General features: G+C 61.6%; 16 protein-coding genes and 1 tRNA gene. 10 read left to right on the top strand and 7 right to left on the bottom strand.

Annotated features, from left to right (window positions below; translation table 11 throughout):
- Positions 1 to 47: 47 nt before the first annotated feature.
- The 5 genes from KBY72_RS10120 to KBY72_RS10100 are packed head-to-tail and all read left to right on the top strand — an operon-like array spanning position 48 to position 3,351.
- Positions 48 to 482 (top strand): acyl-CoA thioesterase, encoded by a 435-nt coding sequence (locus tag KBY72_RS10120; RefSeq protein ID WP_409995492.1) that lies wholly within the window; start codon positions 48 to 50, stop codon positions 480 to 482.
- Positions 483 to 509: 27 nt separating this feature from the next.
- Positions 510 to 1,664: a DNA-processing protein DprA gene (locus tag KBY72_RS10115; RefSeq protein WP_254961232.1), complete on the top strand. Its 1,155-nt coding sequence runs from the start codon at positions 510 to 512 to the stop codon at positions 1,662 to 1,664.
- Between the two features lie 9 nt (positions 1,665 to 1,673).
- Positions 1,674 to 2,570, top strand: a complete 897-nt coding sequence (gene prmC / locus KBY72_RS10110; RefSeq protein WP_254961231.1) for a peptide chain release factor N(5)-glutamine methyltransferase — start codon at positions 1,674 to 1,676, stop codon at positions 2,568 to 2,570.
- The gene (locus tag KBY72_RS10105; RefSeq protein WP_254961230.1) at positions 2,560 to 3,171 is read left to right on the top strand and encodes an L-threonylcarbamoyladenylate synthase; all 612 of its coding nucleotides are present in this window, start codon (positions 2,560 to 2,562) and stop codon (positions 3,169 to 3,171) included. The genes prmC and KBY72_RS10105 overlap by 11 nt, the downstream gene beginning before the upstream one ends.
- Before the next feature lie 12 nt (positions 3,172 to 3,183).
- On the top strand, positions 3,184 to 3,351 hold the full coding sequence (locus tag KBY72_RS10100; RefSeq protein WP_254961229.1) for a hypothetical protein: 168 nt from the start codon (positions 3,184 to 3,186) through the stop codon (positions 3,349 to 3,351).
- A 660-nt stretch (positions 3,352 to 4,011) separates the two neighbouring features.
- Here the strand turns inward: KBY72_RS10100 and KBY72_RS10095 are convergent.
- The 4 genes from KBY72_RS10095 to minD form a co-directional block, all read right to left on the bottom strand.
- Positions 4,012 to 4,083, bottom strand: a tRNA-Thr gene (locus KBY72_RS10095).
- Between the two features lie 34 nt (positions 4,084 to 4,117).
- Positions 4,118 to 4,330, bottom strand: coding sequence for a response regulator transcription factor (locus KBY72_RS10090; protein ID WP_106632809.1), 213 nt, complete (start codon positions 4,328 to 4,330; stop codon positions 4,118 to 4,120).
- A gap of 39 nt (positions 4,331 to 4,369) precedes the next feature.
- Positions 4,370 to 4,684, bottom strand: a complete 315-nt coding sequence (gene minE / locus KBY72_RS10085) for a cell division topological specificity factor MinE (RefSeq protein WP_254961228.1) — start codon at positions 4,682 to 4,684, stop codon at positions 4,370 to 4,372.
- 5 nt (positions 4,685 to 4,689) lie between these two features.
- On the bottom strand, positions 4,690 to 5,508 hold the full coding sequence (gene minD / locus KBY72_RS10080) for a septum site-determining protein MinD (protein WP_254961223.1): 819 nt from the start codon (positions 5,506 to 5,508) through the stop codon (positions 4,690 to 4,692).
- Positions 5,509 to 5,623: 115 nt separating this feature from the next.
- Between minD and KBY72_RS10075 the strand changes: the two genes are divergently transcribed.
- Genes KBY72_RS10075 through KBY72_RS10065 form a run of 3 tightly spaced genes read left to right on the top strand, consistent with a single transcriptional unit; the run spans position 5,624 to position 7,783 of the window.
- Positions 5,624 to 6,640: a phospholipase D-like domain-containing protein gene (locus KBY72_RS10075; RefSeq protein WP_254961220.1), complete on the top strand. Its 1,017-nt coding sequence runs from the start codon at positions 5,624 to 5,626 to the stop codon at positions 6,638 to 6,640.
- On the top strand, positions 6,633 to 7,184 hold the full coding sequence (locus tag KBY72_RS10070; RefSeq protein WP_254961218.1) for a chromate transporter: 552 nt from the start codon (positions 6,633 to 6,635) through the stop codon (positions 7,182 to 7,184). The genes KBY72_RS10075 and KBY72_RS10070 overlap by 8 nt, the downstream gene beginning before the upstream one ends.
- Positions 7,181 to 7,783 carry a chromate transporter gene (locus KBY72_RS10065; protein ID WP_106632805.1) on the top strand — a complete coding sequence of 201 codons (603 nt, stop codon included), beginning with the start codon at positions 7,181 to 7,183 and terminating at the stop codon, positions 7,781 to 7,783. Before KBY72_RS10070 ends, KBY72_RS10065 begins: the two co-directional genes overlap by 4 nt.
- Here KBY72_RS10065 and minC read toward each other — a convergent pair.
- From minC to ctpZ, 3 genes are read right to left on the bottom strand one after another with little or no spacing between them, the layout of a single operon-like run.
- The gene (minC, locus tag KBY72_RS10060; RefSeq protein ID WP_254961216.1) at positions 7,773 to 8,450 is read right to left on the bottom strand and encodes a septum site-determining protein MinC; all 678 of its coding nucleotides are present in this window, start codon (positions 8,448 to 8,450) and stop codon (positions 7,773 to 7,775) included. The two genes, KBY72_RS10065 and minC, sit on opposite strands and share 11 nt — an antisense overlap.
- 57 nt (positions 8,451 to 8,507) lie before the next feature.
- Positions 8,508 to 9,749, bottom strand: coding sequence for an HD domain-containing protein (locus KBY72_RS10055; protein WP_254961215.1), 1,242 nt, complete (start codon positions 9,747 to 9,749; stop codon positions 8,508 to 8,510).
- Positions 9,750 to 9,751: 2 nt separating this feature from the next.
- Positions 9,752 to 10,978 carry a carboxyl-terminal processing protease CtpZ gene (ctpZ, locus tag KBY72_RS10050; protein WP_254961214.1) on the bottom strand — a complete coding sequence of 409 codons (1,227 nt, stop codon included), beginning with the start codon at positions 10,976 to 10,978 and terminating at the stop codon, positions 9,752 to 9,754.
- Between the two features lie 100 nt (positions 10,979 to 11,078).
- Between ctpZ and petB the strand changes: the two genes are divergently transcribed.
- On the top strand, positions 11,079 to 11,762 hold the full coding sequence (gene petB, locus KBY72_RS10045) for a cytochrome b6 (RefSeq protein WP_106632802.1): 684 nt from the start codon (positions 11,079 to 11,081) through the stop codon (positions 11,760 to 11,762).
- Positions 11,763 to 11,850: 88 nt separating this feature from the next.
- Entirely contained in the window at positions 11,851 to 12,333 is a 483-nt protein-coding gene (gene petD, locus KBY72_RS10040) for a cytochrome b6-f complex subunit IV (RefSeq protein WP_106632801.1), read from the top strand.
- Positions 12,334 to 12,752 lie beyond the last annotated feature (419 nt).

The raw sequence follows: 12,752 nt of genomic DNA, 5'->3' as shown, positions 1-12,752 counted from the left end.
CGGAACCATCCCCCTTCGGCCAAGCAGGCCCAGCTTTGGTGAAAAGAGTGTCTGAGGGCTGGTTGCTGGAGCGCCGTGTGCTGCCCCAACACACGGATCACGCCGGCGTGATGTGGCATGGCGCTTACTTGGCTTGGCTTGAGGAGGCGCGGGTAGAGGCCCTGGCTGCAGCTGGTATCGCCTACAGCGATCTTTCCGCTCGGGGCTTGGAGCTGCCGGTGGTGAGTTTGACCATTGACTACAAGCAGCCCCTGTTTCACGGCGAAGCAGTGCAGCTGTGGAGCGAGGTGCTGCCGCGCTTTGGCCTGAAATTGCCCTGGCGAAGCCGTTTTGTTGCTGCAAGCGGAAAGCTGGCGGCTGAGGCAAGGGTTGAGCTTGTGCTGGTGGAGAGCGCCCCTGGGCTGGATCGGCGCCGGCTGGTGCGCCGCTTGCCCGCGGATCTGGAGGCCGCGGTTGCGACCCTGGCGCGGGGACCGCATTAGGATCAGTACATCTGTACTGAAGGCGTCATGGCGATTCAGGGGCTGCTGCGGAGCGCCGATGGCGCCGGTTGGAATCAGGAGCAGCGGCTTTGGTGGCTGCTGTGGTCGGGTTGTCCAGGCATTGGCGCCCAGCGGCTGGTTGCCATTAGGGACAACTTTTGTGGCTGGTCGGCAGCCTGGGGCGCACCGCTCGAGGCCTTTGCTGCCCTTGCCGGTTTTGGTGCGGTGGGCTGCCGCCAGCTGCAGCGTTATCGCGATCGCTGGGGTCCCGATCCCTTGCCCCGTCTCTGCCAAGAGCTGCGCGGCGGCAAGGGGGTGTTGGTGCCGGCTGATCCGGCCTTTCCGCCCGAGTTGCTCGCCTTGGCGCGGCCGCCTCTGCGCCTGTATTGGCGGGGTAAGGGCGGGTTGTGGCCCCTGCTTCGGCGCCGCCAGGCCATTGCGGTTGTGGGCACGCGCCGGCCTTCCCTGCATGGGCTGGCCATGGCTGAGGCGATCGGTGCGGCCCTTGCCCAGGCGGGTTGGCCGGTGGTGAGTGGCCTGGCTGAAGGGATCGACGGAGCCGCCCACCGAGGCTGCTTGTCCAAGGGCGGCCGGCCTGTGGGGGTGTTGGGCACTCCCCTTGAGCGGGTTTATCCCAGGCACCATCAGCAGTTGCAGGCTGAGGTGGGTGCCGGGGGGCTGCTGGTAAGCGAGTTGCCGGCGGGCACTGCGGTGCAGGCAGGCCATTTTGCGGCTCGCAACCGGCTGCAGGTCGGCCTGGCTCGGGCGGTGGTGGTGGTCGAGTGCCCTATGCGCAGTGGGGCTCTCCAGTCGGCCACCCTCGCCATGCAGCAGGAGTTGCCGGTCTGGGCCGTGCCGGCTGATGCGGGCAAGGCATCTGCTGCCGGTAGCAATCGTCTGCTCGCCCAAGACGCCACGGTGCTGCTTGAGCCCGCAGATTTAATTCGCCAGCTAGGGCCTGGCCCCCTGGCCTCGCCAGATCCCGCTGCTCCTGCGGCCTCCCATGGGCTGCTGCGATCAGCCGATCCAGCGCTGCTAGCAGCCTTGGGGCACGGAGCTTCGCTTGAGCAGCTCTGCCTGATGCTGGAGGAGCCTGCGGCCTCCCTTGCCTCCCGTCTGCTGGCCTTGGAGCTTCAAGGGCTGGTGCGGGCTGAGCCTGGGCTTTGCTGGCGTCCGGCCTAGCCTTAATCCATGGTGAATGGGCAGCTCGATGGGGAGCAGTTGTTGGCCTGGCGCCGACAGCAACTAGCCCTGGGCGGGAGCCCTGGAGACTTTGACTGGCTGCTGGATCTGGCGGGAGGCCTGCCCTGGCGGGCTCAACAGCAGCTGCGGCTTCATGCTCAGCTGCCGGTTCAACTGGCCTGTGATCTCAACCAATTGGAGGCGATGTGGCGCTGCCATCTCGATACGGCCGAGCCTCTTCAATACCTTGTGGGGCGCTGCCCCTGGCGTGACCTGGAGATCAGCGTCGCCCCAGGAGTGCTGATCCCTAGACAGGAAACGGAATTACTGGTGGAGCTGGCCCTGGAGCTGGCCCCTTCCAGCGCGGGCTGTTGGGCCGATCTCGGCACCGGCTCTGGCTGTATGGCCCTGGCCTTGGCCCTCTCCTGGCCCTCCAGTCGCGGCTGGGCCGTCGACTGCAGTCCAGGGGCGCTTAGTCAGGCGGCCCTCAATCTGGCGGCAGGAGGCGTTGCCGATCGGGTCCAATTGCTGGAGGGCAGTTGGTGGCAGCCGTTGAGCCCCTGGTGGGGACAGTTTGATCTGGTGGTGAGCAATCCCCCCTACATACCGACAGCGGTATGGGCTGGTTTGGAGCCCGGGGTGAGGGAGCATGAGCCCGTAATAGCCCTCGATGGTGGAGTCGATGGACTCGATGCCTTGCGCCTAATAGTGGCGGGTGGGGCGGCGGCTCTTGCTCCAGGAGGCCTGTTGCTGATGGAGCATCACTTCGACCAGAGCCATGCGGTGATCGACCTACTCAGTGCTGCCGGATATGCCGAGGTGCGCTCCCATGGGGATCTCGAGGGTGTAGAGCGCTTTGCGTCGGCTCGCTGGCCAGGATCGGGCAGGGATTGCCATGACCATTAAGACCGGATTGTTGCCGGTTCCATCTCCAGCCGTGGAGCCGCCAGATCTGGCGGCACTGCTCCTTCAGGGTTCAGCTGCCCTGTTCCCCACAGATACCTTGCCAGCCCTGGCGGCTTCACCTGGCCAGGCCAACCAGCTTTGGCGCCTGAAACAACGCCCGGCAGACAAGCCTTTGATTTTGATGGCGGCCAGCTCCGAAGAACTGTTTGCTTGCCTTGGCGTAGCGCCGCGCACTGAGTGGTTGGAGATGGCTGCTTGGGCCTGGCCAGGGGCGGTCACTTTGGTGCTACCTGCCGTTGGAGTGGTGGCAGAGGCCCTTAATCCCGGTGGGTCGAGCCTGGGCCTGCGGCTGCCGGCCAGTGCGGAAGCCCAGGCCTTGCTGCAGCTAAGTGGCCCCTTGGCTACAACCAGCGCTAACATTTCAGGCTGTCCGGCCGCATGTACAGCTCAGGAGGCTGCCCAGCAATTTCCCGGGGTGCCGCTTCTGGCACCGATCCCCTGGCCCCTCGCTGCAGGTCAGGCCAGCACGGTTGTTGCTTGGCGCGCTGAGGGCGGCTGGCGGGTATTGCGGGCCGGTGCTCTACTGCCCCCAGGCATTTAGGAGCGCGTAGGCATGGGAGCTCTGATTGTTGTGGTGGCGGTCTCGGTAGCGGTGTTTTATTGGGCTATGGCGCCCTTGCTGCAGGTGTTGTCCGACTTGATGGAGCTCAGCTTTTTGCCCTGGTTGCTGCTGGCCCTTGGTATCTGGCTTCTGGCTGGGCGAGCCCAGGGGGACACCTAGGGCGCCTGGGTTTGGACTAGTAACGGTTTGGCTGTGGCGGACCACTTCTGTTGAGATAGCGGCAGGCGCCAGTTGCTCCAGTCTCCCTGGCCGGATTGGTTGCTCACCGGCAGGGTGTCGCAGTGCACCGCCATTTTTTTGGTGACCTCAGCCGATCCACAGACGCTGGTGATCTTGGCTCTGTGTATTTCAGGTGGAAGCTGTTTCTACTGCATAATTTGGAAGGCAAGATCTGCGGAGAGCCCATGACAGTCCTTGTTGCTCTGGTCGTTTCCTTGTCCGTGGCATGGATGGTTAGAAAACTCATTGCAGGCAAACCTAGGGCTCAAAGAGAAGACCTAAGGACTATTGCCTTCGAACCGGAATGGCCAAGGGCTCTTTCCTACACAGAGATGATGAACTCTGGTAGGCAACGGATGGTTGAAACACCGCGGTGTGATGATTGAAATCTCTCTTCGGCTGCTTGATATAGGAGAATGATCAGTATTCGGGGGTGGGGCATGACTCAGCCTGCTTTGAGGCAGCTCGGTAGCGATGCGCTCCTTTGCTATCTGTCAACTCGTCCCTTATGTGCGTTTGATCAATGTTGGTATCGGTGTTGAGCACGTCCGCTATGCAGATACCCGTGTCCATAGCTGCCACGACCGATTTGGATCTGAAAGCCGGCTAACGGATTTGAACCGATGGCCTTCGCTTTACAAAAGCGCTGCTCTACCACTGAGCTAAGCCGGCAATGGAAGTCGCTTGGCGGCTTCGTGTTCTGAGCTTATCGCTCACCCAGCGCCCAGAGCAGCAGCTGGGTGCGGCTTTGGCAGCCGGTTTTGGCTAGCAGGCTCGACATATGGCTTTCGACCGTGCGCCTGCTGAGAATTAAGGCGGCGGCAATTGCCTTGTTGCTGTAGCCCCGTTCCAGTTGCTCGAGCACACGCCGCTCTGCGGCGGAAAGTTCTGAATGCTCGAAGGCGGTTGAACAGGGCATGGCATTGGTGTGGCTGCCCCTAAGAGTTCCCACACCGTCTCAGGAACTGATCTCGTTCTCCAGGGTTGACTCAGGGATAGGGGCGGGAGCCGGCAGCTTGGCTCGCCGAATCGGCAGGTTGGCTACCAGGGCCGTAACTCTGTCCTCCGTTTCCAGGGTCACATCCCCTTCCTCAAAGTCGATTTCCACATAACGACTCACAACCTCAAGGATTTCGCGGCGCATCTGTTGCAGCAGCTCGGGATTGAGGTCGCTGCGGTCGTGGGCGAGCACCAACTGCAGTCGCTGCTTAGCCGTGTTGGCACTGGCGGGCTGCCGCCCCAACAGTTTGTTGATCACATCAAGCAAGGTCATCGGCTTCAGAAGATCTTGGTTTGCATCAGGCGCCCGATCGTGGCCCGCAGCCCTTGGCGCTCTTTGCTCGGATCGATCAGCGGCACCTCTTCACCCTGCAGGCGGCGAGCCACATTGGTGTAAGCGCGGCCAGCAGGGGAACTATTGCCGGTGAGGGTGAGGGGCTCACCGCGGTTGGTGCTCACAATCACCTGTTCGTCTTCCAGCACTAGGCCAAGTAGGGGCAGGGCCAGGATGTCGGTGACATCGCTGACGCCCAGCATCTCCTGATTTGCCATCATTTTTGGCCGCACCCGGTTCAGCACAAGCTGGATCGGCTTTACGCCTTCACTGTTGAGCAGGCCAATCACCCGGTCGGCATCGCGCACGGCCGAAACCTCCGGTGTTGTGACCACGATTGCTTCGCGTGCGGCCGCCATCGCGTTCCTAAAGCCCCCCTCGATGCCTGCCGGCGCATCGATTAAAACGTAATCGAAGTGCTCGCCGAGCATGGCAGCGATCTTTCGCATGTCGTCGGGCTGGAGCCACTCAAGCATCCGTGGATTGCCAGCGGGAAGCAAGGCCAGATTTGGCTCCTGCTTATGTTTCACCAATGCTTGCTCCAGGCGACAGGTTTCGGCCAGCACCTCCTGGGCTGTGTAAACGATCCTGTTTTCCAGGCCGAGCAACAAGTCGAGGTTGCGTAGGCCGAAGTCGGCATCGAGAACGGCGGTGCGAGCCCCTTGCTTGGCAAGGGCTATGCCGAGGTTGGCGGTGAGGGTGGTTTTGCCCACGCCTCCTTTGCCGGAGCAGATCAGGATGTAGCGGGTAGACGTGGCTGCCACGGCACAGGCTGGATTGAGGTCAGGTTAAGGCCAAAACCTTGAGTTGCAGGTATTGGGGCTGGCATTGCTACTGGCGGCAGCTGCTCTAAAAGGGGTGTTCAGGCTCTGAGAAGGGATGACCCAAACCCCAGGTGGGCCTAACCATCTGCACCATCACCAGCAGCTGCTGGTGATGCCCGATGACGGCGCAGTGGCTGTGGTGGCTTTGATCGACTCTGCCCAGGAGACACTTCGGATTAAGCAGTTCAAGTTGCAGTCGGAGACCATTGAGCAGGCCTTGATCCGGGCTCAGCAGCGTGGCGTGCTGGTGCGGGTGATGCTCAATCCGCACACCTCCGGCGGTGACCGTTGGAATGATGAGGCCCATGCCCGCCTCGATGCCTGCGGCATTCAGGTGGCCTGGACCAGCGAAGCCTTTCCAGTCACCCATGAGAAGTCGCTGGTGGTGGATTCCACCTGCGTGCTAATTGCCACCTTTAACCTCAGCGACAAATACTTCACTGAGACCCGTGACTACGGGGTCGTCAGTTATGCAGTGCCTGTGGTGGAGCAGGTGATCGCTTGCTTTGAGGCCGACTGGAACCGCAGCTTTTTCCATCCCGATCTCACTGTGGGCCTGGTGTGGAGCAGCGTTCACAGCCGCGGCCAGATGGCCAGGATCATTGATATGGCGCTCGAAAGCCTTTGGATTCAGCACCCAAAATTTGTGGATGCGGTGATTTTGGAGAGAATAATTTCGGCCCGGGAGCGCGGCGTGAAGGTGCGCTTCCTCTGTGGTGGCAAGCACGGCATCTCCGACTGGGACATCTACGACACATTCTCTTCGCTGCGGGTAATGGAGCGCTTTGGTGTGAAGGTGCGGCGGCAGAAGCATCTAAAACTGCACGCCAAGTTGCTTTTGGTTGACGGTGCCTACGCCCAGACCGGTTCCATGAACATCGATCGCAGTGCCTTTGATCTGCGGCGCGAGCTTGGCATCGAATCCGATGCTCCCGAGGTGGTGGAGAGGCTGCGCAGCACCTTCCAGGCTGATTGGGATGCGGCAAAGAAATATCACGCTCCAGATCCCCTTAATCCCAGCCTGCACGAGGACGGCGAATTGCCACCAGATCCCCACTTCGTCCATGACTGAGCGGCGCCCCAGCCTTTCTGAGTTGTTCTGGGGGATGCTCCAGGTGGCGCTCTCGGCCTTTGGTGGTGGCCTGTCCGCCTGGAGCCAGCGGATTGTGGTCGAGCAGCGCCGTTGGATGTCCAACGAGCAATTCCTCACCGGACTCACGGTTGCCCGCCTTTTCCCCGGGCCAAACCAGATCAACATGGCCGTGTACATCGGTGCCGAGTTCCACGGTTTGCCAGGCGCTTTAGTAGCCCTGGCCGGCATGTTGCTGCTCCCCTTCAGCCTGTTGATGGGGCTGGGTTTGGCCTACTTCCATTTCCACACCATCCCCTCGGTAGATCGGGTGCTGGCCGGAGTGGTGGCTGCGGCAGCAGGGATGGCCCTTTCCATGGGTTTCAAGATTCTTGATCAGTATTGGAATGATCGGGTTGCTTTGTTGCTTGCTGTGGTGGTCTTTCTGGCACTCAGCTTGTTTAACCAGCGCTTGATTCCAGTGGTGTTGATCGCCGGTCCCTTGGCCATGGCTTGGTATTGGCCCCGCCGGCAGAGCAATCCATGAGTGGGCTGCTGGCCGCGGCGGTGGCGTGTGAGCCAGCTCGCCTCTCGGATTTGGGCACCTTGGTGCAGGTGCTGTGGCAGTTTTTATCGCTGTCGCTGTTTTCACTTGGCGGTGGCAACACCCTGCTGGCGGAATATCACCATTTGGCGGTGGCCCAGTTTTGCTGGCTCACTAATACCCAATTCGCCGATCTTTATGCCCTGGCGGAGGCGGCACCTGGTCCCAGCTCAATGTTGGTGGGTTTGCTTGGTCTCGGGGCCGGCTGGCGGGAGGGGCCTTTCTGGGCCCTGCTCTGCGCCTACGGCGCCGAAGCAGCGATCCTGTTGCCCTCTACCTTGCTTATGGTCATGGCCTGCCTTAGTTGGAAGCGCCTTGAACACTCCCCCTGGCGCGTGGCGTTTGAGCGAGGCCTAGGGCCAATAACCTTAGGAATTTTGTTTGCCGTGGGGCTCAAGATTCTGCGCACGGCTGACACCAATTGGGCTGGGGTGGTGGTGTCAGTTCTGGTTTGCGTGCTGATGTTGCGCACCCGCATTTCGCCGCTCTGGTTTATGGCGGTGGCCGGTGTACTGGGCGGTCTGGGTGTAATTAACCGCTAAGGGGCCAGACTGGTTGGGCCGGGTCTATTTGGATGGCGCCCGCCACTATCCGAGCTTCTTCGGCAAACCCGGCTGGGGGGGTGCCCTCGGGGCCCCTAGCCACCGCCCCGGCAATGCGCAGCTGCAGCGGTCGTAGCTGCAGGGCCACGATGCGGGCGAAGTTGTCGCCCTGACAGCCGGCGTGGGCAACACCCCTCAATCGCCCCCACACCAGCACATGGCCTGCGGCTGAAATCCGCGCCCCTGGGTTTACGTCCCCAAGCAGCAGCACGCTGCCCGATGTTTCCAGATGGTCGCCGGAGCGAAGGGTGCCCCGATGCACTTGCAGGTCGGAATCTGGTTTGGCGGGGCTCTCTGGAGCGGTTGTATTAGGCCACTGGCTCAAGATCCCCAGCCCCGCAGCTGCTACGTGGGTGTGGGGCTGACTGCTGCAGATCGTCACCAGCTCAAGCCCCCGGCCGTTCAGGGTGCGCTGCAGCTCGCCAAGTTGGCTTAGGCCGATACGCCAGGCCCCAGCCTCGAGCAGCACCTGGCCCTCGATTGGCCGATTAGCCAGCAGGGCGCCGCTATCGATTGCTTGTTGCACCAGAGCGGGCAAAGGGGTCTGGCAAGAGGCGGGCAGCACTAGCCGGTGGCTGCCTCGCCCAGATTCGTCTGCAACCAACAAGGCTCCCCGAGCAGGCTCCAACTCCGTTCCCGGCCCTATCTCCATCCCCATTCCCCCTCAGCGCCCCAGCAATTGGCGCAACCTAGGTGCCACCTCACCGGGATGGATCAGCCAGGCCAGCTCGACTTCAACAGTGAGGCTTTGCACCAGGTTTGAGCGCTGCTCCAGGGCCTGTAGGTGCTCGCCATCCCAAAGGCGCAGGCCACCCTTGTAGGGGTGATAACCGCGGCTCTGGCGCTGCTGTAGGCCGCAGCTGGTTTCGGCACTCAGGCCCTCTGCTTCGCTTAACTGCCTCGCTGCAGCCAGGAGCTCCAGTCGCTGGGCGGGGCTGCAGTGACTCACATCGGTGGCCTTGAGTAGACGCCGCTCCAGCAGCCGACCGCAAGGATCCTGCAGTTCGTCCGGGCCCTCTTCCATCCAGCGCATCAGGTGGTAGCCAGTGCGGATGTCGTCGTTGGCAAGAAATGACTCCAGATCGAGAGCGTCGCAGTGCCACAGCCAGCGGCCCATCACCTGGTCGGCCCAAACTCGCTTTGGTCCCAGGCGTCGGGCGGTGGCGATGGCCTGGTTGAGCAGCCAGTTGCACACCACGTTGAGCCGGTGGTTGTAGACGCTGCGATACATCAGGTTGCGCACCACCAGGTAGTGCTCCACGGCCATCAGGCCCTTTGGGGTGATCGCCAGCTGGCCATCGGGAGCCAAGGTGAAGGCGGCCAGGATCCGCTCGAGATCCAGTCGCCCGTAGGTAGTGCCCGTGCTGTAGCTATCGCGGACCAGGTAATCAAGCCGGTCGCAGTCCAGCTGGCTGCTCACTAGGGCCTTGATCGCTGGGCAGGGGTGGCGGCCGTGCTCTAGCAGGTCGGCCACGACGCTGGCCGTGCCGGGGGAGTGGGCTTCGAGGCGGTCGCGCAAGGCCGGATGCTCCCGGATCAGACGCCCCGACCAAGCCTCGTGGTGCAGCCCATACATCTCCTCGCCGGAGTGGCTTAGGGGAGCATGGCCCACATCGTGCAGCAAGGCCGCGGCGTAGAGCACGGCTCGATGTTCCGCCAGTTCAAGGTGGTGGCGCTCCAGCTGTTGCAGGGCTAGGCGGGCTAGGTGCAGCACCCCGAGGGAATGGGTGAAGCGGCTGGACTCGGCTCCATGGAAGGTCAGAAAGGCTGGGCCCAATTGACGTACTCGGCGCAAGCGCTGGAAGGGAGCGGAATCGATCAGGTCGATGGCCAGGGCTTCAGCTGGATCGGTGCGATCGAGTCGAATCGCTCCGTGCAGTGGATCGTGATAAGTGCGCTCTCCCATATTCAGAGGGTCGCTTCCAGCCGGCTGGCCAGCAAGCGGCCCGCGGCATCGAGCCAGCTGTCACCCTCACCGCCGGGATCTAAGGGTTCGGGTTCGGGCAGCACTAGATCCGGTGCGATTCCCTGGTGCTGAATGTCCCTGCCACTGGGGGTGAGGTAACGGGCCACGGTTACGGCCAGGCCACTGGTGTCGCCCAGGGGTATCAGGGTCTGAATCAGCCCTTTGCCGAAGGTTTGAGTTCCCACCAGCTCACTGCGGCCATTGTCTTGAAGTGCTCCCGCCAGGATTTCGCTGGCACTAGCTGTGCCGCCGTTCACCAGGGTGAGCATCGGCCCGTCGAAGAGCATGCCGGGGTTGGCCTGTTGGGGCGAGCTGAGTCCATCACGGTCCTGGGTTTCCACGATGGGCTCGCCATTGAGCAGGTCGTCGGCCACGGCTAAGCCGGCGCTCACCAGCCCGCCGGAGTTGTTGCGCAGATCAAGAATCAGTCCCTCGATCGCCTTGCTGTTGAGATCGGCGAGGGCTTCCTGCACGTCCTGGGGCACCGGTTCAGAAAATTGGGTGATACGTAGGTAGCCGAGCGTGTGCTCTCCCACCCGCAGCCGCTTGCTGCGCACAGGACGCAGCTCCACCTCACGCCGTTCGAGCTCCACTTCGCGCGGCTGTCCTTGCATGTTGAGTTGCACCAGCACCCGGCTCCCGGCGGGGCCGCGCAGGGCGGCTGCGGTGCGTTCCAGCCCCAGCCCCCCAGTGTTCTGGCCATCTACCTGCAGTACCTCGGCGCCACTAGGGATAAGGGCTTCAGCGGCGGGGGAGCCGTCCAGTGGGGCGATCACAACGACTGCTTGGTCGTTGCTGCGCAAGCCCAGCTGCAGTCCCACTCCGGTCACGGTGCCCTGAGTGTTGGAGCGCAGGGTGGCGTAGTCGGCAGGCCGCAAAAGGCGGGTGTAGGGATCCCCAAGGGGGGTGAGCATTGATTCGATGGCGTCGTATGCATCTCCTGAGCTGTTGATTGGTTGCTCGAGCGCTTTTTGGCGCAGCCGCTTCCAATGCACCGTTTCAAAGCGTCCGGGATCCACGTAGCTCTGGTTCACTAGGCGCCATGCCTCAACCACCAGCTGCTGGGTATCGCTGAGGGCCAAGGCCGAGGCGCCGGAGGCTGCCAGCAGGGCTAGGGCCAGCACGGGGCCAAGCAAACGCTGCAGCAGTGTTGCCAAAAGGTTTTTCACGGCTGTTGCAAACGGTTGAGAAGGCGCTGGCTTAGAGGGCTGGACACTCACAAGCGGCTCGAGGTCATCGGTAGGATCTCTCAACCAATACCCCAGCTGCATGGCGAACACTCCTGCTGGAAACTCCGGACAGGCTTCGAACCCGGTTTACAACTGGTTCGACGAGCGCCTTGAGATCCAGTCGATTGCCGACGACATCTCGTCGAAATACGTGCCCCCCCACGTCAACATTTTTTACTGCCTGGGCGGCATCACCCTGGTGTGCTTCCTTATCCAGTTCGCCACTGGGTTTGCGATGACCTTCTATTACAAGCCAACGGTGGCCGAGGCCTATTCCTCTGTCCAGTACCTGATGACCGACGTCAGCTTTGGCTGGTTGATCAGGTCTGTGCACCGCTGGAGCGCCTCAATGATGGTGCTGATGCTGATCCTGCACGTCTTCCGCGTTTATCTCACCGGTGGTTTCAAGCGTCCCAGGGAGCTCACCTGGGTTACTGGCGTCACCATGGCGGTGATCACCGTTTCCTTCGGCGTTACCGGCTACTCCTTGCCTTGGGATCAACTCGGCTACTGGGCCGTCAAAATTGTTTCTGGAGTCCCTGCGGCTGTGCCGGTCATCGGTGATTTCATGGTTGAGCTTCTCCGCGGTGGAGAGAGCGTTGGTCAGTCCACTCTGACCCGCTTTTACAGTCTGCATACCTTTGTGATGCCTTGGCTGCTTGCCGTTTTCATGCTGATGCACTTCCTGATGATCCGGAAGCAGGGCATCTCTGGTCCCTTGTGACCTATTGATTCGAGGCCTCTCGCCTCCCGAATCTCACCCCTTAAGCTCCACACCATTACTACAAAGATCCCTGCTGCCGGCAGCTGCCATGCACATCCTTAAGAAGCCCGATCTCACCGATCCCAAGCTCCGCGCCAAGTTGGCGAAGGGCATGGGTCACAATTACTACGGTGAGCCAGCCTGGCCCAACGACCTCCTCTACATGTTCCCCGTGGTAATCCTCGGGACCATTGGCTGCATGGTTGGTTTGGCAGTCATGGATCCGGCCATGCTGGGCGACAAGGCTGATCCGTTTGCAACCCCTCTCGAGATCCTGCCTGAGTGGTACCTGTATCCGGTCTTCCAGATCCTCAGGGTCGTTCCTAACAAGCTTTTGGGCATTGCCCTGCAGACGATGATCCCCCTGGGCCTGATGCTGGTGCCCTTCATCGAGAGTTTCAATAAGTTTCAGAATCCTTTCCGCAGGCCCGTGGCCATGGCCACCTTCTTGTTCGGCACGGTGTTTGCGATTTATCTCGGCATTGGCGCAGCTATGCCGATCGACAAGTCACTCACCCTTGGTCTGTTCTGAGATTTAGGAGCAAATCAGCCTAGGCATTCTGTCTAGGTCCCCTCATTGAGCCGCGACTTCGGTCGCGGCTTTTTTTATGGCATGAATAGAGAGGCTCTTTCAGCTGCTTTGGCCCGTCCCTGGCAGAGCTCTGGGAGCCTCCCTGCCCCAGTGGCTTCCCTATTGGCCAACTCTTGGCGCAATTGGCGCTGAAAGGCCTGCAGCGGCGCCAGGGGGAAGGCAGCAAATGGAATGCACCTACATGCCTGGCCGCAATGGTTTTGGCTTGATGCGCTGTCGCGCTCGATACGGGTCCTTGCCAGAAGGGCGTTGGAGGTGATATGTTTTTGGACTGCGCGCAAGGGGGAAGATCCCGAAGCGAGCAGGCTTACGACGAAGAAGGCGAGAGCCGACGGTGTTGTAAGTTTTCTGAGTCGCTG

This window comes from Cyanobium sp. BA5m-21 (genome assembly GCF_024346235.1).
In the GTDB taxonomy this organism is placed as follows: Bacteria; Cyanobacteriota; Cyanobacteriia; order PCC-6307; family Cyanobiaceae; genus Cyanobium_A; species Cyanobium_A usitatum.
The sequence above is the reverse complement of the archived record's forward strand: the minus strand, read 5'-3'. Positions and strand labels throughout refer to the sequence as shown.

What these genes read in the sequence shown, in the direction of transcription:
- KBY72_RS10115 (WP_254961232.1), top strand. Translation starts at nt 510, where the DNA reads ATGGCGATTCAGGGGCTGCTGCGGAGCGCCGATGGCGCCGGTTGGAAT.
- prmC (WP_254961231.1), top strand. Translation starts at nt 1,674, where the DNA reads ATGGTGAATGGGCAGCTCGATGGGGAGCAGTTGTTGGCCTGGCGCCGA.
- KBY72_RS10105 (WP_254961230.1), top strand. Translation starts at nt 2,560, where the DNA reads ATGACCATTAAGACCGGATTGTTGCCGGTTCCATCTCCAGCCGTGGAG.
- KBY72_RS10100 (WP_254961229.1), top strand. Translation starts at nt 3,184, where the DNA reads ATGGGAGCTCTGATTGTTGTGGTGGCGGTCTCGGTAGCGGTGTTTTAT.
- KBY72_RS10090 (WP_106632809.1), bottom strand. Translation starts at nt 4,330, where the DNA reads ATGCCCTGTTCAACCGCCTTCGAGCATTCAGAACTTTCCGCCGCAGAG.
- minE (WP_254961228.1), bottom strand. Translation starts at nt 4,684, where the DNA reads ATGACCTTGCTTGATGTGATCAACAAACTGTTGGGGCGGCAGCCCGCC.
- KBY72_RS10075 (WP_254961220.1), top strand. Translation starts at nt 5,624, where the DNA reads ATGACCCAAACCCCAGGTGGGCCTAACCATCTGCACCATCACCAGCAG.
- KBY72_RS10070 (WP_254961218.1), top strand. Translation starts at nt 6,633, where the DNA reads ATGACTGAGCGGCGCCCCAGCCTTTCTGAGTTGTTCTGGGGGATGCTC.
- KBY72_RS10065 (WP_106632805.1), top strand. Translation starts at nt 7,181, where the DNA reads ATGAGTGGGCTGCTGGCCGCGGCGGTGGCGTGTGAGCCAGCTCGCCTC.
- KBY72_RS10055 (WP_254961215.1), bottom strand. Translation starts at nt 9,749, where the DNA reads ATGGGAGAGCGCACTTATCACGATCCACTGCACGGAGCGATTCGACTC.
- petB (WP_106632802.1), top strand. Translation starts at nt 11,079, where the DNA reads ATGGCGAACACTCCTGCTGGAAACTCCGGACAGGCTTCGAACCCGGTT.
- petD (WP_106632801.1), top strand. Translation starts at nt 11,851, where the DNA reads ATGCACATCCTTAAGAAGCCCGATCTCACCGATCCCAAGCTCCGCGCC.